Source organism: Actinocorallia aurantiaca, assembly GCF_039533685.1.
Taxonomy (GTDB): domain Bacteria; phylum Actinomycetota; class Actinomycetes; order Streptosporangiales; family Streptosporangiaceae; genus Actinocorallia; species Actinocorallia aurantiaca.
Genome location: NZ_BAAATZ010000003.1, coordinates 272,612 through 291,535, shown reverse-complemented (window position 1 = coordinate 291,535; position 18,924 = coordinate 272,612). Strand labels below are relative to the sequence as shown.

Here is an 18,924-nt window from a genome sequence, read left to right as displayed (position 1 = left end):
ACGGTCGAGCACGCTCCGGAGGGCAGCACGCCTACTCCGTTCCCGGTGCGCTGCGGAGGTCTCGCAGACGGCGTGCCAATTCGGGGATGTCGTCCATCTCTCCCTTCGCCAGGGAGATGATGATGCTCTCCGCCTCATCGACGTCCCGGTAGTCGAGGACCTCGCCGTTGTCTTCGAGGAAGGCCACGGCGGCGGCCCAGCACAGCCGCTTGTTGCCGTCCACCAGAGGGTGGCCCAGAACGACGCTGTGCATCAGCGCCGCGGCCTTCTCCCAAAGGTCCGGATAGGCGTCTCCGCCGAACACCGACGTCTGTGGTCGCAGCACCGCCGCGTGCAGGAGCCCGCCGTCTCGCAGTTCGACGACCGGGAGCAGGGCATCGGCCAGCGCGAGGACGTCCTCTATGGTGGGGAAGGAGGTCACGCGAGGCGATCCAGCAGTTCACGGTCGCGTTGCGCGACCTTCCTGCCGATCGCCGCATACCGGTCACGCCGTCGCCGAGTGATGTACTCCTCGATCGCCAGGACCATCGCGGAGTTGACGCTCTGCTCATCGCCTTGAGCGATCTGCTTGATCTGCTCGTAGATCTCGTCGGGCAGACGCAACCGGGTCTCAGCCATACCCGCACGGTACCACCGAGTGGTACCACCCCTTGGCCGGAAGATCAGCTCACTCCGCCGGAGCGACGCCGATCGGGCAGGAGACGCCGGTGCCGCCGATGCCGCAGTAGCCGTTGGGGTTCTTGGCGTCCGAGAGGTACTGCTGGTGGTAGTCCTCGGCGAAGAAGAAGTCGGTGGCGGGGGTGATCTCGGTGGTGATCTCGCCGTGGCCGGCTTCGGTGAGGACCTTCTGGTAGGCGGCGCGGGAGGACTCGGCGGCGGAGAGCTGGGCTTCGCCACGGGTGTAGATGGCGGAGCGGTACTGGGTGCCCACGTCGTTGCCCTGGCGCATGCCCTGGGTGGGGTCGTGGGACTCCCAGAAGACCTTCAGGAGGGCCTCGTAGGAGATGCGGGAGGGGTCGTAGACGACGCGGACGGCCTCGGCGTGGCCGGTGCGGCCCGCGCAGACCTCTTCGTAGGTGGGGTTGGGGGTGTAGCCGCCCTCGTAGCCGGCCGCGGTCGACAGGACGCCCTCCAGCTGCCAGAACTTTCGTTCGGCGCCCCAGAAGCAGCCGAGCGCGAACTCGGCGATCTCGGCTCCGTCGGGGTAGGGCGGGGCCAGCGGGCCCGACAGAACGGCGTGACGGGGGGCGACGGGCATCGGCTTGTCCCTACCGGGGAGCGCGTCCTCCGGGGTGACCATCTCAGTCTTCGCGAATCCGAACACGTTGTCAGACTAACCCGTCCGGGACGCGGCGCTCCCCTTCCGGGGGCGCCATGCCGGACAGTAGAGGGTGACATGAGCGACTCTGGTATCGGTCATTACAGATTGATAGCCTGCGCCTTATGGAAGCAAAAAAGGGGTTGGTGTACGGCTTCGCGGCTTATGCCATCTGGGGCCTGTTTCCCCTGTACTTCCCGCTCCTCAAGCCGGCCGGGGCGGACGAGGTCCTGGCCCACCGCGTCATCTGGACCCTGGTGAGCATGGGACTGCTGCTGGCCGTCACCCGCGGCTGGAGCTGGATCCGCCGCATGACCCGCCGCCAGTGGCTGCTCCTGACCGTCGCCGCGACAGTGATCGCGGTCAACTGGGGCACCTACATCGTCGCGGTCAACTCCGGCCACACCATCGAGGCCTCCCTCGGCTACTTCATCAACCCCCTGATCACCGTCCTGATCGGCGTCGTGCTGCTGCGGGAGCGGCTGCGGCCCTGGCAGTGGGGCGCCCTGGCCGTCGGCGCCGCCGCGGTGGTGGTGCTGACCGTCGACTACGGCAGGCCCCCGTGGATCGCGCTGGTCCTGGCCCTGACGTTCGGCACCTACGGGCTGATGAAGAAGAGCGCCGCGATGCCCTCCGCCGAGAGCCTGGCGGTCGAGGGCGCCGTCCTGGCCCTGCCCGCGCTGGGGCTGATGATCTGGATCCAGACGCAGGACACCGCCGCCTTCGGGCACGCCGGCACCGGGAACGTCCTGCTGATCCTCAGCCTCGGCGTCGTCACCGCCGTCCCGCTGATGCTCTTCAACGCCTCCGCCCAGCGCCTGCCGCTCACCAGCCTGGGACTCCTGCAGTACGTCGCCCCGGTACTGCAGTTCCTGGTGGGACTCCTGATACAGCATGAGGCGATGCCGACCAGCCGCTGGATGGGTTTCACCCTTGTTTGGGTGGCGTTGTCAGTACTCACCTGGGACGCTCTACGTACGGCGCGTAGAGTTCGCACCGAAGAACCGGTCACTGTGGCCGCTTGAGGCACTTGCACCGGTCAGTTCTCTTCGGCAGGCTTACTGCACGAACCACCCCGACTGTCCGGAGTTCCACCCAGGTGAACAAGGTACTCGCGAGCTTGGTGTCCGGCACCGCGCTCACCGCCGCGCTCGTCGCGCTCCAGCCTCCGGCCCCCGCGGAGGCCAAGGGGATCAGCCTCACGGGCTCCCCTTCGCGTCTCACGCTGAAAATCAACAAGGTGTACCAGTCGCGGCCGCTGTGGTGCGCGCCCACCGGCGCCTCGGTCTCCCTGGCGAAGCTGGGCATCAAGGTGGGGCAGAAGACCCTCGCCAAGAAGATGAAGACCAGGTCCCCTTACGGCACCTACGACTACGACGCCGTCCGGGTCCTGAACTCCTACGCGGCCAAGAAGGGCTACCGCTTCTCCCTCGTCTACGACGTGAACAAGCCCGGCAGGCTCGCCAAGCGCGTCGTCCACGACGTCGGGGTGCTGCGCAAGGCCGTGCCGCTGCAGGTCTACATGAAGCGCCTGCCCTGGTACAAGGGTCTGATCGACGGCAACCCCGGGCACCTGATCGTCGCCTACGGCTACGACAAGAAGGCCAAGACCGTCACCGTCTGGGACCCGTACAACTACTACTTCAACGGCGGCACGCACGTCATCCCGCTGAAGAAGCTCGCCAAGGCCACGCAGTCGACGGACGGCGCCGCCGGCATGTTCTACCTCACCAAGAACTGAGCGCGGGGGGCCGCGGCCCCAGGAGTGGCCTCAGCCCGTCCGGGACACCACGTAGTCGCACAGGCTCGCCAGCGCGTCCCGCGCGGGCACGTCCGGCAGCGTGAGCAGTTCGGCCCGCGCGTCCTCGGCCCACCGCCGGGTGTCGGCCTTGGCCCGCGCCATCGCCGGGTGCGCCCGCAGCAGGGCCAGCGCCTCGGCGTGGTCGCCGTCGTCGGGGATCGGTCCGGACAGCAGTTCCCGCAGCCGCGCGTCGGCCGGGTCGTCGCCCGCCAGGACGTGCAGCATCGGCAGCGTCCGGATGCCCTCGCGCAGGTCGGTGCCGGGAGTCTTGCCCGACTGGTCGGACTCGGACGCCACGTCCAGGATGTCGTCGGAGAGCTGGAAGGCGACGCCGATCTTCTCGCAGGCCGAGGTCAGCGTGTCCACGACCGAGGACGGGGCCCCGGCCATCATCGCCCCGAACTGGCCGGAGGTCGCGATCAGCGAGGCGGTCTTGTCCGCGACCACCTGCAGGTAGTGCTTGAGCGGGTCGCCGTCGCCGGGGACGCCCACGGTCTCCTGGATCTGGCCCCGCACCAGCCGGGCGAACGTCCGGGCCTGGATCCGCACCGCGTCGGTGCCGAGGTCGGCCAGGAGGTCGGAGGCCCTGGCGAACAGGTAGTCGCCCGTGAGGATCGCCACGGTGTTGGTCCACCGCGAGTTGGCGGACGCCTGGCCCCGCCGCAGCGGGGCCTCGTCCATCACGTCGTCGTGGTAGAGCGTCGCCAGATGGGTCAGCTCCACCACGACGGCGGACGGGATGACTCCGGATGCTGACGGGTCGCCGAACTGCGCGGCCAGCAGCACCAGCATGGGCCGGAACCGCTTGCCGCCGGCCGTCACCAGATGCTGGGACGCCTCGGTGAGCAGCGACTCCTCGCTGTCGACCGTCTCCAGCAGCAGGGACTCGACTTCCACGAGCCCCTGCTGCATCCGCGCGGCGAGCGCGTCGTCCACTCGCAGACCGAACGGCACGGCAGCACCCACAGGAGTAGACCCTTCTAACGTACGAAAAGCTGACCGGCGGCCTGACCAGCCAGATCCAGCAGCGGCTGCGGCAACACGCCGAGTACCACAGTAGCCGCAAGCCCCAGGGCCACGGCCGCCGCGGTGGCAGGTGCCACCACGACGGACGGTCCTTCGGGCTCGGGGTCGCTGAAGAACATGAGCACGATCACCCGTACGTAGAAGAAGGCGGCGACGGCCGAACTGAGCACGCCGACCACCACCAGGGGCGCGGCCCCGCCCTCGACGGCCGCCCGGAACACCGCGAACTTCCCGGTGAACCCGCTGGTCAGCGGGATGCCGGCGAACGCCAGCAGGAAGAACGCGAAGATCCCCGCGACCGCCGGGGAGCGCTTGCCCAGCCCGGCCCAGCGGGACAGGTGCCCCGCCTCGCCGCTGGAGTCGCGCACCATCGTGACGACGGCGAAGGCCCCGATGGTGGTCGCGCCGTAGGCGGCCAGGTAGAACAGCACCGACGAGAGGCCGTTCTCCGAGGTCGCGATCACGCCCGTGAGCAGGAAGCCCGCGTGCGCGATGGACGAGTAGGCCAGCAGCCGCTTGATGTCCGTCTGGGTGATCGCGACGACCGCGCCGACGACCATCGTGATGATGGCCACAGCCCACATCATCGGCCGCCAGTCCCAGCGCATGTTCTCCAGTGCGACGTAGAACACGCGCAGCAGCGCGCCGACGGCCGCGACCAGGGTCCCGGACGCCATGAGCGCGGTGACCGGGGTCGGCGCGCCCTGGTAGACGTCGGGCTTCCAGGAGTGGAACGGCACCGCGCCCAGCTTGAACAGCAGGCCGACCGCCAGCAGCGCCACGCCCGCGTACAGGAGCACGTCGGTGGCCTCCTGCGGCTGGACCCTGCCCGCGACCTCGGCCGGGACGATGGTCTGCCCCGTCTGGACGACCTGGGCGATGTCCCCGAGCGTCATGCTGCCCGAGTAGCCGTACAGCAGCGCGATGCCGAACAGGAAGAACGCCGAGGAGAACGAGCCGAGCAGGAAGTACTTGACCGCCGCCTCCTGCGAGAGGAGGCGACGGCGGCGCGCGAGCCCGCACAGCAGGTACAGCGGCAGGGACATGACCTCCAGCGCCACGAACATCGTGAGCAGGTCGTTGGAGGCCGGGAACATCAGCATGCCGCCGATGGCGAACATCGAGAGCGGGTAGATCTCGGTGTGCATGGCCCCGCCCGCCGAGGCCCTGGCCTCGGCGTCGGTGCCGGGCAGCGCCGCGGCCTGCGCCGCGAACGTGTCCTGGCTGCGGTCGGCGATGAGCAGCATGCTGAGCATCGCCAGCACCAGGATCGTGCCCTGGATGAAGAGGGTCGGCCCGTCGATGCCGAGCGCCCCTTCGGCCGCCACCTGGTGCGGGTCGCCGTTGACCGCCAGGATGACGGTCCACACGAACGCCCCGCCGAGGCCGGCGAAGGCCAGCGGCACCTGGACCTTCGGCCGCCATTCCCGGCCGAAGACCGCCTCGACCAGGACGCCGAGCACCGCCGTCCCGAGGACGATCAGCAGCGGGGCGACGAGGCCGTATTCGATGTGCGGTGCGGGGATGTCCCCCGCGGCGAGAACTGAACCGGTCACGGCTTCACTCCCGTGTTAGTAGGAGCCTCTGCGACGGTGGGCTCCGGGTCGGTCTTCTCCACGACCGTCAGAGTGCGCTCCACGGAGGGGTTGATCACCTTGAGGATCGGCTGCGGGAAGAAGCCGAGCGCCACGATGATCGCCAGAATCGGCCCGATCGCGGCGAGCTCGCGCTTGCCCAGATCGGGGAAGCTGACCAGGGACGGACCGCCGGCGACCCGCTGGTAGACCCACAGGATGTAGATCGCGGCCAGCACGATGCCGGAGGTCGCGACGATCGCGGCCACCTTGTACTGCGAGAACGTCCCGACCAGCACCAGGAACTCCGAGACGAACGACGACAGCCCCGGCAGCGCCAGCCCGGACAGGCCCGCCACCAGGAACGTCCCCGCCAGCAGCGGCGCGACCTTCTGGACTCCGCCGTAGGCGTCGATCCGGGCCGAGCCTCCCCGGGAGATCAGGAATCCGACGGCCAGGAACAGCGCGCCCGTGGAGAACCCGTGGTTGACCATGTAGAGCATGGCGCCGGACTGGGCGGCCGTCGTCATCGCGAAGATGCCCAGCACGATGAACCCGAAGTGGCTGACCGAGGTGTAGGCGACGAGCCGCTTGAGGTCGACCTGGCCGATGGCCAGGACCGCGCCGTAGACGATGCTGATCACCGCGAGGGTGATGACCACCGGCGTGGCCCACTTGGAGGCTCCGGGGAACAGCTCCAGGCAGAACCGGATCATGCCGTAGGTGCCGATCTTGTCGAGCACGCCGACGATCAGCACCAGCGCGCCCGCCGGGGCCTGCCCGGCGGTGTCCGGCAGCCAGGTGTGCACCGGCACCATCGGCGCCTTGATCGCGAACGCGATGAAGAAGCCGAGGAAGAGCCACTTGGCGGTGGTCGGGTGGATGTCCAGCCCGGTCAGTTCGGTCAGCAGGAACGAGTTCTTGCCGGCGACCACGTACAGGCCGATGACGGCGGCCAGCATGAGCAGCCCGCCGAACAGCGAGTACAGCAGGAACTTGACCGCCGCGTACGAGCGCTGCGGCCCGCCGTACCGGCCGATGAGGAAGTAGGCCGGGATGAGGATGGCCTCGAAGAAGACGTAGAAGAGGAAGACGTCGGTCGCCGCGAAGACGCCGATCATCATCGCCTCCATGAGGAGGATCAGCGCGAAGTACGTCTTCACCGAACGCTCGGGGACGTCGTCGGTGGACGCCCCTCCGTACCGGTCGGCCGACGTCCAGCTGGCCAGCATGACCACCGGGACGAGCAGGACCGACAGCAGGACGAGCGTCAGCGAGACGCCGTCGAGTCCGAGCGCCCAGTGCACGCCGAACGACTCGATCCACCAGTACGTCTCATTGAACTGGAAGCGTTCGGTGGACGCGGTGTCGTACCCGAAGGCCACCACGATCGCGTACACCGCGACGGCCACCGAGACGACCAGCGCGACCAGCTTGGCCAGATCGTCCTTCCCCCTGGGGAGCAGGCCGACGGCCAGCGCCCCCAGGGCCGGAAGGGCGATGAGTGCGGTCAACATCAGAGCCTCACCACCAGCAGAGCGGCGACGAGGAGGCCCGCGCCGAGGAACATGGACAGGGCGTAGGACCGGACGTAGCCGGTCTGCAGCCTTCGGACCCGGCCGGACGTGCCGCCGATGAGCGCGGCGAGGCCGTTGACGACCCCGTCCACGCCCCGGTTGTCGAAGAACACCGCGAGCCGGGTCAGCCACTGGCCGGGCCGCATGAGCAGCGACTCGTTCAGGGCGTCCCCGTACAGGTCCTTGCGGGCGAAGGTGGTGAGCGCGGAGCCCTGGGGCGCCGTCTCGGGCACCGGCCTGGCTCCGTACTTCACCCAGGCGATGATCACGCCGATGACCACCAGCACCAGGGTGATGACCCCGTTGAGGGTGAACAGGTGGTGCTCGGCGTGCGGGGTGCGGGTGACCGGCTCCAGGAACGACCCGAACCGGTCGCCCAGCATCAGGAACGCGCCCATGCCGGCCGAGCCGATCCCCAGGATGACCAGCGGGACGGTCATCACGGCGGGCGACTCGTGCGGGTGCACGTCGGGGTCCCAGCGCTTCTGCCCGAAGAAGGTCATGAACATCAGCCGCGACATGTAGAACGCGGTGACGGCGGCGCCGACGATCGCGCACACGCCCAGGACCGCGTTCTGGTCCCAGGCGGCCTCGATGATGCCCTCCTTGGTGAAGAAGCCGGCGAAGGGCGGCACTCCGATGATCGCGAGGTAGCCGATGAAGAACGTCCCGAAGGTGATCGGCAGCACCTTGCGGAGCGCGCCGTACCTGCGCATGTTCACGTCGTCTTCCATCGCGTGCATGACCGAGCCCGCGCCGAGGAACATCCCGGCCTTGAAGAAGCCGTGGGTGATGAGGTGGCCGATGGCCACGACGTAGCCGACGGGGCCGAGGCCCGCGGCCAGCACCATGTAGCCGATCTGCGACATGGTCGAGCCGGCCAGGGCCTTCTTGATGTCGTCCTTGGCGCAACCGATGATCGCACCGGCGAGCAGCGTGGCCGCTCCGACGATGGTGACCACCAGCTGGGCGCTCGGGGACGCCTCGAAGATCGCGCCGGAGCGGACGATCAGGTAGACGCCCGCGGTGACCATGGTGGCGGCGTGGATGAGCGCCGACACGGGGGTCGGGCCCTCCATGGCGTCCAGGAGCCAGGACTGCAGCGGCAGCTGGGCGGACTTGCCGCAGGCGCCCAGCAGCAGGAGCAGGCCGAGCGCGGTCATGACGCCCTCGGACACCGCCGGGTTCTCCACGAGGCCGAAGACCTGCGTGTAGGAGACGGTGCCGAAGGTCGCGAACATGAGCATCATCGCGATCGCCAGGCCCAGGTCACCGACCCGGTTGACGACGAACGCCTTCTTGGCCGCGACGGCCGCGGTGGGCTTGTGCTGCCAGAACCCGATGAGCAGGTACGAGGCGAGGCCCACGCCCTCCCAGCCGACGAACAGGCCGAGGTAGTTGTCGGCCAGCACCAGCAGGAGCATGGCCGCGACGAACAGGTTCAGGTAGGCGAAGAACCTGCGCCGGTTCTTGTCCTCGGCCATGTAGCCGATCGAGTACACGTGGATCAGCGTGCCGACGAACGTGATGAGCAGCACGAAGCTGATGGACAGCTGGTCCAGCAGCAGGCCCATGTCGACGTCGACCGAGCCGGTCTGGATGAACTGGTAGAGGTGCACGCTCCTGGCGCGCTCCTCGCCCGGGTAGCCGAGCATCTGCCAGAACATGAGGAAGCCGAGGACGAACGCGCCCCCCGACAGGATGGTGGCCAGGTAGTGGCCCCATCTGTCGGTGGCGCGTCCGCCCAGCAGCAGGATCGCCGACCCCGCGAGGGGCAGCGCGATCAGCAGCCAGGCGAGCGACTGGAGCCCGGTGGCGGCGGTCAGATGTGTTTCCACGTCCCCAAGCCCCTCAGTACTTCAGCAGGCTCGCGTCGTCGACCGACGAGGACCTGCGGGAACGGAAGATGGTCATGATGATCGCGAGACCCACCACGACCTCGGCTGCGGCGACGACCATCACGAAGAACGCGATGACCTGGCCGTCCAGGTTGCCGTGCATCTTGGAGAAGCTCACGAAGGCGAGGTTCGTGGCGTTGAGCATGAGCTCGACGCACATGAACACCACGATGGCGTTGCGGCGGATCAGGACGCCCACTCCGCCGATGCCGAACAGCAGCGCGGAGAGAACGAGATAGTGGCTCACTTCTGAACCTCCTGTGCTGCCTCGACGTCCTGTACTGCCTCGACATCGGCCTCCGCGGCCTCGAGCTCGGTCGCGCCCTCCAGGTCGACGTGCCGGTCGGCGGCGTCGCCGCGGGCGGTGAGGACCGGGTTGAGGGAGAGCTCGGCGACCGAGCCGTCCGGCAGCAGCGCGGGCATGTCGACCGCGTTGTGCCGGGCGTAGGTGCCCGAGCTCGGCAGGTTGCCCGGGTGCGCCCCGGACTTGAACCGCTGCACGGACAGCTCGCGCTGGGTCGCCTTGGGCGACGTGCGCTCCTTGTGCGCCAGCACCATCGCGCCGAGCGCCGCGGTGATCAGCAGGGCGCTGGTCACCTCGAAGGCGAACACGTACTTGTTGAAGATCAGCCGGGCGAGGCCCATGACGTTGCCCTCGGCGTTGGCCGCGGCCAGTCCGGCGTCGTCGGAGAACACCGCGCCGCCGATGCCGAAGACCATCAACCCGGCGAAGCCCAGGCCCGCGACCGCCGCCCAGATCCGCTGGCCGGAGAGGGTCTCCACCAGCGAGTCCACGGTGGCGACGCCGACCAGCATCAGCACGAACAGGAAGAGCATCAGCACCGCGCCGGTGTAGACGATCACCTGGACGAACGCCAGGAACGGCGCCTCCTGGACCGCGTAGAGCGCGGCCAGGCTGAGCATGACGACCGCCAGCAGCAGGGCCGAGTACACGGCCTTGCGCTGGAAGATCATGCCGAGGGCGGCGGCCACCGAGACCACCGCCAGGATCCAGAACGCCACCATCAGAACTCACCGTCCTTGGCTCCGAGGCCGAGGCGGTAGTAGTCCTCTTCGGTCTCGCCGAGCCGCATCTCGTGCGGCGGCTGCTCCATGCCCTCGCGCAGCGGGGCGAGCAGCATCTCCTTGGTGTAGATCAGCGACTCGCGGCTGTCGTCGGCCAACTCGTACTCGTTGGTCATGGTCAGCGCCCGGGTCGGGCACGCCTCGATGCACAGCCCGCACAGGATGCAGCGCAGGTAGTTGATCTGGTAGATCCGGCCGTACCGCTCACCAGGGGAGAAGCGCTCGTCCTCGGTGTTGTCGCCCGCCTCGACGTAGATCGCGTCGGCGGGGCAGGCCCAGGCGCACAGCTCGCAGCCGATGCACTTCTCCAGCCCGTCCGGCCAGCGGTTGAGCTGGTGGCGGCCGTGGAACCTGGGCGCGGTGGGCTTCTTCACCTCGGGGTACTGGACCGTCTCCACCTTGGTGAACAGCTGGTGGAACGAGACTCCGAAGCCCTTGACCGGGTTCAGGAAGTCAGTGAACCCCACTTCCGACCTCCTTCTGCGGGTCCGCCCCGTGGTAGTGCGGGGCGTCCATCGGCGGGACCGGGAAGCCGCCCGCGAACGGGTCCTTCCGCTCGGCCTTGGCGGCCTGGTCCAGTTCGGGGACAAGCTTCTTGTCCTTGCGGACCATGTCGAAGGCGACCGAGGCGCCCAGGGCCAGCGCCACCACGACCGCGGCGACGACGACGAGGGTGCCGGTGCCGTAGCCCTCCCGGGTGAGCGCCCGCATGGTGGCGACCAGCAGGATCCAGCCGAGGGAGAACGGGATCAGCACCTTCCAGCCCAGCTTCATCAGCTGGTCGTAGCGGACCCGGGGAAGGGAGCCGCGCAGCCAGATGAAGAAGAAGATGAAGGCCCAGATCTTGATCATGAACCACAGGACCGGCCACCAGCCCTCGTTGGCGCCGGCCCACACGGTGGAGATCGGCGCCGGGGCCCGCCAGCCGCCCAGGAACAGGGTGGTGGCCAGGGCCGAGAGGGTGGCGAGGTTGATGTACTCGGCGAGGAAGAACATCGCGAACTTCAGCGACGAGTACTCGGTGTGGAAGCCCGCGACCAGTTCGCCCTCGCCCTCGGGGAGGTCGAACGGGATGCGGTTCGACTCGCCCATCATCGTGATCACGTACACGATGAAGGAGGGCAGCAGCGCCACCGCGAACCAGCGGTCGGCCTGCGCCGCGACGATGCCGGACGTGGAGAGCGTCCCGGAGAAGAGGAACACCGCCACGAACGACAGGCCCATCGCGATCTCGTAGGAGATCACCTGGGCGCTGGAGCGCAGCCCGCCCAGCAGCGCGTAGGGCGACATGGACGACCAGCCGGCCAGCACGATGCCGTAGACGCCGATGGAGGCCATCGCCAGCACCAGCAGGACGGCCACCGGGAGGTCGGTGCCCTGCAGCGGCGTGTGGTGGCCGAAGACCGAGACGGTCGGCCCGAACGGGATGATCGCGAACGAGATGAACGCCGGGACCGCGGCGACGACCGGAGCCGTCCAGAAGATGATCTTGTCGACGCCCGCGGGGACGATGTCCTCCTTCAGGGCCAGCTTCACACCGTCCGCCAGGCCCTGCAGCAGGCCGAACGGCCCGGTGCGGTTGGGGCCGACGCGCAGCTGCATCCGGCCGATGATGCGGCGCTCCACCCACATCGACATCAGCACGGTCAGGACCAGGAAGACGAAGATGACCAGCACCTTGCCGAGCATCAGCCACCACGGGTCCTGGCCGAATGCGGGGAGCGACGGATCGGAACCCATCAGCCCACACCTCCGATCTTCACGATGCTGCCGGCCGTGGCACCGAGCTCGCGCAGCAGGTTCCTGCCGGACGAGTTGCCCGGCAGCCAGATGACGCCTTCGGGCAGGTCCTCGATCCGCAGCGGGACCGTGATCGCCCCCTCGTCGGTGGAGATCGTGACCAGTCCGTTCAGCCCGTTCTCCGCCGCGGTCTTGGCCGACACCAGCGCGACCGAGGGACGGGCCGTCCCCTTGAGGTGCGGCTCGCCGTCCTGCAGGGTCCCGTCATCGAGCAGCAGCCGCCAGGTGGCCAGCACCGCCTCGCCCGAAGCCGGGGTGAAGGTGAAGTCGGCCAGCGTGCCCGGCGCGTCGGGGCGCTCGCCCCGGTGGGCGCCGAGCTCGGCGAGCTCCCTGCGGGCGGCCGCCGGGTCGGGCAGGCCCAGGTGCACGTCCAGCTCGTCGGCGAGCGCGCCCAGCACCCTCAGGTCGGACATGGCGCCGGGCTGCTTCAGCGCCGCCTCGAACGGGCGGCCCCGGCCCTCCCAGTTCACGAACGTCCCGGACTTCTCCTGGACGGCCGCGACCGGCAGCACCACGTCGGCGCGGTCGGTGACCGCGCTGACCCGCTGCTCCAGGCTGACGATGAAGCCGGTCTTCTCCAGCGCCGTCAGCGCGAACCTCGGGTGCTCCAGGTCGTAGGGGTCGACCCCGCCGACGAGCAGTGCCTCGATCTCGCCGGACGCGGCGGCGGCCAGGATGTGCGCGCCGTCGCGCCCGGGCTCGTCCGGCAGGGTGGCGACGCCCCAGACCCGCGCGACCTCGACGCGGGCCGCGGCGTTGCCGACCGGGCGGCCGATCGGCAGCAGGCCGGGCAGCGCGCCGGCCTCCAGCGCCCCGCGCTCGCCGGCGCGGCGCGGCACCCAGCCCAGCCGGGCCCCGGTGTTCTGGGCCAGCCGCACCGCGGCGCTCAGCGCCCCGGTGGTCTGGGCGAGCCGCTCGCCGATCAGGATGATCGACCCTTCGGCCGCCAGGACCTCGGCGGCCTCTCCGGAGATGCTCAGCGCCTCCGGCTCGCCACCGGGACCGGCCTGGATCAGCCTGCCGTTCAGCTTGCGCAGCCCGCCCGTGGCGAACGGGGCGATGGACAGGACCTTCAGGCCCTTCTTGCGCACCGCCTTGCGCAGCCGCAGGAAGACGATCGGCGACTCCTCCTCGGGCTCCAGGCCCGCGAGCAGGACGGCCGGAGCGTTCTCCAGGTCCTGGTAGGAGATCTCGATGCCGTGCCCGGCGACTCCGTAGGCCAGGAACTCGGCCTCCTCGGCGCTGTGCGGACGGGCCCTGAAGTCGATGTCGTTGGTGCCCAGGGCGACGCGGGCGAACTTGGAGTACGCGTAGGCGTCCTCCAGGGTCAGCCGCCCGCCGGTCAGGACACCGGTCTTCTTCCCGGCCAGGCCCGCCGCGGCGACGGCGAGCGCCTCAGGCCACGAGGCGGGCTCCAGCACGCCCTCGGCGTTGCGGATCAGCGGGTGGCGCAGCCGGTCCGGCTCGGTGGCGTAGGTGAAGGCCCAGCGGCCCTTGTCGCAGTTCCACTCCTCGTTGACCTGCGGGTCGTCGCCGGCCAGGCGCCGGGTGACCTTGCCGCGCCGGTGGTCGGTGCGCTGGGCGCAGCCGGACGCGCAGTGCTCGCACACCGACGGCGTCGACACCAGGTCGAACGGGCGGGCCCGGAACCGGTAGGCGGCGCCGGTGAGCGCGCCGACCGGGCAGATCTGCACGGTGTTGCCGGAGAAGTAGGACGAGAACGGCTTGCCGTCCGCGACGCCCACCTGTTCCTTGGCCCCGCGCTCGAACAGGTCGATGAACGGGTCGCCCGCGATCTGCTCGGAGAAGCGGGTGCACCGGGCGCACTGGACGCAGCGCTCCCGGTCCAGCAGCACCTGCGACGACAACGGCAGCGGCTTGGGGAACGTGCGCTTGCGCTCGACGAACCTGCTCTCACCGCGCCCGTTGGACATCGCCTGGTTCTGCAGGGGGCACTCGCCGCCCTTGTCGCAGACCGGGCAGTCCAGCGGGTGGTTGATGAGCAGGAACTCCATCACGCCCTTCTGCGCCTTGTCGGCGACGGGGGACGTGAGCTGGGTGTTGATGACCATGCCGGGCGCGACCGGGATGGTGCAGGACGCCTGCGGCTTGGGGAAGCCCCGGCCGTTGCCGGCGTCGGGGATGTCCACCAGGCACTGGCGGCACGCGCCGACCGGGTCGAGCAGCGGGTGGTCGCAGAACCGCGGGATCTGGACGCCGATCAGCTCGGCGGCCCGGATGACCAGCGTGCCCTTGGGGACGCTGACCTCGAAGCCGTCGATGGTGACGGTGACCAGGTCCTCCTGCGGGACGACGCCCGTTTCAGAGGTGGCAGTCATTTATGCCCCCCACTTCGTGGACTTGGCGTGGTCGAAGGGGCACCCGCCGTGGGAGAAGTGCTCCAGGTACTCCTCGCGGAAGTACTTGATCGAGGAGTGGATGGGGCTGGTCGCGCCGTCGCCGAGGGCGCAGAACGACCGGCCGAGGATGTTGTCCGCGATGTCGTTGAGGGTCGACAGGTCCTCTTCCGAGCCCTGTCCGGCCTCCAGGCGCTTGAGCATCTGCTTCAGCCAGTAGGTCCCCTCGCGGCACGGCGTGCACTTGCCGCAGGACTCGTGCGCGTAGAACTCCGTCCAGCGCAGCACGGCCCGCAGCACGCAGGTCGTCTCGTCGAAGATCTGCAGCGCCCGGGTGCCCAGCATCGATCCGGCCGCGCCGACGGACTCGAAGTCCAGCGGGACGTCGAGGTGCTCGGCGGTGAAGATCGGCGTGGAGGAGCCTCCGGGCGTCCAGAACTTCAGCTCGTGGCCCTCCCGGACGCCGCCCGCCATCTCCAGCAGCTCGCGCAGCGTGATGCCCAGCGGGGCCTCGTACTGGCCGGGCCGGGTGACGTGCCCGGACAGGGAGAAGATGCCGAAGCCCTTGGACTTCTCGGTGCCCATCGAGGCGAACCAGTCGGCGCCGCGGTCCACGATGGCGGGAACCGAGGCGATCGACTCGACGTTGTTCACCACGGTGGGCCCGCCGTAGAGGCCCGCGACGGCGGGGAAGGGAGGCTTCAGCCGGGGCTGGCCCCGGAACCCCTCGAGAGAGTCCAGAAGCGCGGTCTCCTCGCCGCAGATGTAGGCGCCGGCCCCGGCGTGCACCACGAGGTCCAGGTCGAACCCGGATCCGAGGATGTCCTTGCCGAGGTAGCCGGCGTCGTAGGCCTCCTGCACCGCCTGCCGGAGCCTGCGGATGACGTGGAGGACCTCGCCGCGCACATAGATGAACGCCTGGTGCGCGCCGATCGCGTACGAGCTGATGATGACGCCTTCGACCAGCACGTGCGGGTCGGCCATCATCAACGGGATGTCCTTGCAGGTTCCCGGCTCGGACTCGTCGGCGTTGACCACCAGGTAGGTGGGCTTGCCCGTGCCCTGGGCGAGGAAGCCCCACTTCATTCCGGTGGGGAATCCCGCGCCGCCGCGGCCGCGCAGACCGGAGTCCTTGACCGCGTCGATGATCGCGGAGGGCTCCATGCCCAGCGCCTTGCGCAGCGGCTGATAGCCGCCGTTGCGCTCGTACGCCGTGCGCGTGAACGAGTCCGCCTGGTCCCAGTTCTTGGTCAGGACGGGAGCGAGCGTGGTCATGGTGCTTCCCACCCCTTCTCCTTGGCCAGCTCCACGCCGACCACGGACTCGGGACCGGCCTGGACGCCCTCGTGGGCGCGGCCGTCGTTGAACCCGGCCAGGACCCGGGAGGCCTCCTTGAACGAGCAGATGCCGTTCGCGCCGCGGGTGGGCGGCACCGGCCGTCCGGCCCGCAGGTCGTCGACGAGCGCCTTGGCGCTCTCGGGCGTCTGGTTGTCGTAGAACTCCCAGTTCACCATCATGACCGGCGCGTAGTCGCAGGCCGCGTTGCACTCCAGGCGCTCCAGCGAGATCTTGCCGTCCTCGGTGGCCTGGTCGTGCCCGACGCCGACGTGCTCGCTCAGCGACTCCCAGATCTCGTCGCCGCCGAGCACCGCGCACAGCGTGTTGATGCACACGCCCACGTGGTACTCGCCCATCGGCGCCCGCTTGTACTGGGTGTAGAACGTCGCGACGCCGACGACCTGTGCCTGGCTGATGCCCAGGGCGTCGGCGCAGAACTCCACGCCCTGCTGGGTGATGTGCCCGTCCTGCGACTGCACGAGGTGCAGCAGCGGCAGCAGCGCGCTGCGCGTCTGCGGATAACGGGCGATGATGTCCTTCGCGTCCTGTTCCAGACGCTGTCTGGTCTCCACGTCGTACGGGGAGCCCTCGGGGAAGTGACTCAACGGTCAACGCCTCCCATCACGGGATCGATGGACGCGACCGCGGCGATGACGTCGGCGATGAAGGAGCCTTCGCACATCGCGGCCGTGGCCTGCAGGTTGGTGAACGACGGGTCGCGGAAGTGGACCCGGTAGGGCCGGGTGCCGCCGTCGGAGACGACGTGCGCGCCCAGTTCCCCGCGCGGCGACTCGACCGCCGCGTAGGCCTGGCCGGCCGGGACCCGGAAGCCCTCGGTCACCAGCTTGAAGTGGTGGATCAGGGCTTCCATGGACTCGCCCATGATGTGCCCGATGTGGGCCGGGGAGTTGCCCATGCCGTCGGTGCCGATCGCGAGCTGGGCGGGCCAGCCGATCTTCTTGTCCTCGATCATCACCGGCCCGTCCTTGGCCGAGCCCTTGGTGAGCCGCTCGACGCACTGCTCGACGATCTTCAGCGACTCCTCCATCTCGGCGATCCGGACGAGGTAGCGCCCGTACACGTCGCAGGTGTCCTGCGTGTGCACCTTGAAGTCGTAGGTCTCGTAACCGCAGTACGGCTGGGACTTGCGCAGGTCCCACGGCAGGCCGGTGGCGCGCAGCACCGGGCCGGTGACGCCCAGGGCCATGCAGCCGGTCAGGTCCAGGTACGCGATGTCCTTGGTCCGGGCCAGATAGATCGGGTTGGCGTCCAGCAGCTTGCGCATCTGCTTGAAGCGCTCCGGCATGCGGTTGAGGTAGTCGCGCAGCTTGGAGATGGTGCCGGGCCCGAGGTCCTGGGCCACGCCGCCGGGGCGGACGTAGGCCATGTTCATGCGCAGCCCGGTGATCTCCTCGAACAGGTCGAGGGTGTACTCGCGCTCGATGAACCCGTTGAGCATGACCGTGGTCGCGCCGAGCTCCAGGCCGAACGTGCCGATCGCCACCAGGTGGGAGGAGATCCGGTTGAGCTCCATCATGAGCACCCGGATGACGTTCGCCCGCTCGGGGATGCGGTCGGTGATCCCCAGCAGCTTCTCGATGCCCAGGCAGTAGGCGGTCTCGTTGAAGATCGGAGCCAGGTAGTCCATCCGGGTGCAGAACGTGGTGCCCTGCGTCCAGGTCCGGAACTCCATGTTCTTCTCGATGCCGGTGTGCAGGTAGCCGATGCCGACCTGCACCTTCTCCACCGTCTCGCCGTCGAGCGTCAGGATCAGCCGCAGCACGCCGTGGGTGGACGGGTGCTGCGGGCCCATGTTGACCACGAGCCGCTCTTCGGTGTCGCCGTCCTTCGAGCCTTCGACGACCTCGTCCCAGTCGGCGCCGGCCAGGTTGTACACCTTGCCTTCGGTCGACCCGTCGTCGGTCGCCCCGGCCTTGTAGGCGTCATAGGTGGTGGTCATGAGTACGACCTCCGCTCGTCCGGCGGCGGGATCTCCGCGCCGCGGTACTCGACGGGGATGCCGCCGAGGGGATAGTCCTTGCGCTGGGGGTGGCCCACCCAGTCGTCCGGCATCTCGATCCGGGTCAGCGCGGGGTGGCCGTCGAAGATGATCCCGAAGAAGTCCCAGGTCTCCCGTTCGTGCCAGTCGGCCGTGGGGTACACCGGAGTCAGGGAGTCGACGTGGGGGTCCGCGTCCGGCACCCCGACCTCCAGCCGGATCCGCCGGTTGTGGGTGATCGAGAGCAGGTGGTAGACGGCGTGCAGCTCGCTGCCGGTCTCCTGCGGGTAGTGCACGCCCGACACGCCCGACAGCAGCTCGAAGCGCAGTGTGGGCTCGTCGCGCAGCGCCCTGGCGAGTTCGAGCAGCCGTTCGCGCCGCACGTGGAGGGTCATCTCCCCGCGGTGGACCACCACGCGCTCGATCGCGTCGGAGAAACCGGACCGCTCCAGCTCGTCCGCCACGTCGTCGAAGTACTCGCCGTAGGGGCGCGGCGTGGACTCCCTCGCGGGCTGCGGCACGACCAGCCTGCCGTACCCGGAGGTGTCGCCGGTCGTGTTCGCCCCGAACATCCCCTGGCGCTTGACGATGTCGCTCATGGCCGCGCTCCCGACTGGCCCAGCAGCGGCAGCTGCCGGAGCTTGGCCCTCTCCAGTTCCTGGACCTGCTTCTCGCGCTGCGCGCCCAGCTTGGTGTTCTGGATCTTGTCGTGCAGCTTGAGGATCGCGTCCAGCAGCATCTCGGGCCTCGGAGGGCATCCGGGCAGGTAGATGTCCACTGGTACTATGTGGTCCACCCCCTGCACGATCGCGTAGTTGTTGAACATGCCTCCGGAAGACGCGCAGACGCCCATCGCGATCACCCACTTGGGCTCCGACATCTGGTCATAGACCTGACGCAGAACCGGTGCCATCTTCTGGCTGACCCGTCCCGCGACGATCATCAGGTCCGCCTGTCTGGGCGAACCGGAGGCGCGTTCCATGCCCCACCGGGAGAAGTCGTGCCGCGGGTCTCCCGCGGACATCATCTCGATGGCGCAACAGGCGAGCCCGAAGGTCGCCGGCCAGACGGAGCTCTTGCGTGCCCAGCCGGCCACCTGCTCGACCGTGGTGAGCAGGAACCCGCTGGGAAGTTTCTCTTCCAGACCCAT

The 18,924-nt window shown here is 69.1% G+C and carries 19 protein-coding genes; 2 read left to right on the top strand and 17 right to left on the bottom strand.

Annotation, left to right across the window (positions count from 1 at the left end):
* Positions 1 to 31: 31 nt before the first annotated feature.
* Genes ABD327_RS04520 through msrA form a run of 3 tightly spaced genes read right to left on the bottom strand, consistent with a single transcriptional unit; the run spans position 32 to position 1,324 of the window.
* Positions 32 to 421: a type II toxin-antitoxin system death-on-curing family toxin gene (locus ABD327_RS04520; RefSeq protein WP_344448849.1), complete on the bottom strand. Its 390-nt coding sequence runs from the start codon at positions 419 to 421 to the stop codon at positions 32 to 34.
* On the bottom strand, positions 418 to 618 hold the full coding sequence (locus ABD327_RS04515; protein WP_344448847.1) for a ribbon-helix-helix domain-containing protein: 201 nt from the start codon (positions 616 to 618) through the stop codon (positions 418 to 420). Before ABD327_RS04515 ends, ABD327_RS04520 begins: the two co-directional genes overlap by 4 nt.
* 49 nt (positions 619 to 667) lie before the next feature.
* Positions 668 to 1,324 carry a peptide-methionine (S)-S-oxide reductase MsrA gene (msrA, locus tag ABD327_RS04510; protein ID WP_344448846.1) on the bottom strand — a complete coding sequence of 219 codons (657 nt, stop codon included), beginning with the start codon at positions 1,322 to 1,324 and terminating at the stop codon, positions 668 to 670.
* A gap of 119 nt (positions 1,325 to 1,443) precedes the next feature.
* Between msrA and rarD the strand changes: the two genes are divergently transcribed.
* Positions 1,444 to 2,343, top strand: coding sequence for an EamA family transporter RarD (gene rarD / locus ABD327_RS04505; protein ID WP_344448845.1), 900 nt, complete (start codon positions 1,444 to 1,446; stop codon positions 2,341 to 2,343).
* Positions 2,344 to 2,417: 74 nt separating this feature from the next.
* The gene (locus ABD327_RS04500) at positions 2,418 to 3,059 is read left to right on the top strand and encodes a C39 family peptidase (RefSeq protein WP_344448844.1); all 642 of its coding nucleotides are present in this window, start codon (positions 2,418 to 2,420) and stop codon (positions 3,057 to 3,059) included.
* Positions 3,060 to 3,089: 30 nt separating this feature from the next.
* Here ABD327_RS04500 and ABD327_RS04495 read toward each other — a convergent pair whose 3' ends face one another.
* The 14 genes from ABD327_RS04495 to ABD327_RS04430 are packed head-to-tail and all read right to left on the bottom strand — an operon-like array spanning position 3,090 to position 18,924.
* The gene (locus ABD327_RS04495; protein ID WP_425547056.1) at positions 3,090 to 4,085 is read right to left on the bottom strand and encodes a polyprenyl synthetase family protein; all 996 of its coding nucleotides are present in this window, start codon (positions 4,083 to 4,085) and stop codon (positions 3,090 to 3,092) included.
* A gap of 14 nt (positions 4,086 to 4,099) precedes the next feature.
* The gene (gene nuoN / locus ABD327_RS04490) at positions 4,100 to 5,701 is read right to left on the bottom strand and encodes an NADH-quinone oxidoreductase subunit NuoN (RefSeq protein WP_344448843.1); all 1,602 of its coding nucleotides are present in this window, start codon (positions 5,699 to 5,701) and stop codon (positions 4,100 to 4,102) included.
* Complete coding sequence (locus ABD327_RS04485; RefSeq protein ID WP_344448842.1) at positions 5,698 to 7,236, bottom strand: NADH-quinone oxidoreductase subunit M; 1,539 nt, start codon at positions 7,234 to 7,236, stop codon at positions 5,698 to 5,700. The genes nuoN and ABD327_RS04485 overlap by 4 nt, the downstream gene beginning before the upstream one ends.
* A complete protein-coding gene (gene nuoL / locus ABD327_RS04480) occupies positions 7,236 to 9,134 on the bottom strand; it encodes an NADH-quinone oxidoreductase subunit L (protein ID WP_344448840.1) in 1,899 nt (632 codons plus the stop codon). Before nuoL ends, ABD327_RS04485 begins: the two co-directional genes overlap by 1 nt.
* A 13-nt stretch (positions 9,135 to 9,147) precedes the next feature.
* On the bottom strand, positions 9,148 to 9,441 hold the full coding sequence (nuoK, locus tag ABD327_RS04475; protein WP_344448839.1) for an NADH-quinone oxidoreductase subunit NuoK: 294 nt from the start codon (positions 9,439 to 9,441) through the stop codon (positions 9,148 to 9,150).
* The gene (locus ABD327_RS04470; protein WP_344448838.1) at positions 9,438 to 10,220 is read right to left on the bottom strand and encodes an NADH-quinone oxidoreductase subunit J; all 783 of its coding nucleotides are present in this window, start codon (positions 10,218 to 10,220) and stop codon (positions 9,438 to 9,440) included. Before ABD327_RS04470 ends, nuoK begins: the two co-directional genes overlap by 4 nt.
* Positions 10,220 to 10,747, bottom strand: coding sequence for an NADH-quinone oxidoreductase subunit NuoI (gene nuoI, locus ABD327_RS04465; RefSeq protein WP_344448836.1), 528 nt, complete (start codon positions 10,745 to 10,747; stop codon positions 10,220 to 10,222). Before nuoI ends, ABD327_RS04470 begins: the two co-directional genes overlap by 1 nt.
* Complete coding sequence (nuoH, locus tag ABD327_RS04460) at positions 10,734 to 12,020, bottom strand: NADH-quinone oxidoreductase subunit NuoH (RefSeq protein ID WP_344448835.1); 1,287 nt, start codon at positions 12,018 to 12,020, stop codon at positions 10,734 to 10,736. The genes nuoI and nuoH overlap by 14 nt, the downstream gene beginning before the upstream one ends.
* Entirely contained in the window at positions 12,020 to 14,419 is a 2,400-nt protein-coding gene (locus ABD327_RS04455; RefSeq protein WP_344448834.1) for an NADH-quinone oxidoreductase subunit G, read from the bottom strand. The genes nuoH and ABD327_RS04455 overlap by 1 nt, the downstream gene beginning before the upstream one ends.
* Positions 14,420 to 15,712 carry an NADH-quinone oxidoreductase subunit NuoF gene (gene nuoF / locus ABD327_RS04450; protein ID WP_344449078.1) on the bottom strand — a complete coding sequence of 431 codons (1,293 nt, stop codon included), beginning with the start codon at positions 15,710 to 15,712 and terminating at the stop codon, positions 14,420 to 14,422. It abuts the gene before it with no gap.
* Positions 15,709 to 16,380 (bottom strand): NADH-quinone oxidoreductase subunit NuoE, encoded by a 672-nt coding sequence (nuoE, locus tag ABD327_RS04445; RefSeq protein WP_344448833.1) that lies wholly within the window; start codon positions 16,378 to 16,380, stop codon positions 15,709 to 15,711. The genes nuoF and nuoE overlap by 4 nt, the downstream gene beginning before the upstream one ends.
* Positions 16,377 to 17,735 (bottom strand): NADH-quinone oxidoreductase subunit D, encoded by a 1,359-nt coding sequence (locus ABD327_RS04440; RefSeq protein WP_344448832.1) that lies wholly within the window; start codon positions 17,733 to 17,735, stop codon positions 16,377 to 16,379. The genes nuoE and ABD327_RS04440 overlap by 4 nt, the downstream gene beginning before the upstream one ends.
* Complete coding sequence (locus tag ABD327_RS04435; protein WP_344448831.1) at positions 17,732 to 18,373, bottom strand: NADH-quinone oxidoreductase subunit C; 642 nt, start codon at positions 18,371 to 18,373, stop codon at positions 17,732 to 17,734. Before ABD327_RS04435 ends, ABD327_RS04440 begins: the two co-directional genes overlap by 4 nt.
* Positions 18,370 to 18,924 carry a NuoB/complex I 20 kDa subunit family protein gene (locus ABD327_RS04430; RefSeq protein ID WP_344448830.1) on the bottom strand — a complete coding sequence of 185 codons (555 nt, stop codon included), beginning with the start codon at positions 18,922 to 18,924 and terminating at the stop codon, positions 18,370 to 18,372. The genes ABD327_RS04435 and ABD327_RS04430 overlap by 4 nt, the downstream gene beginning before the upstream one ends.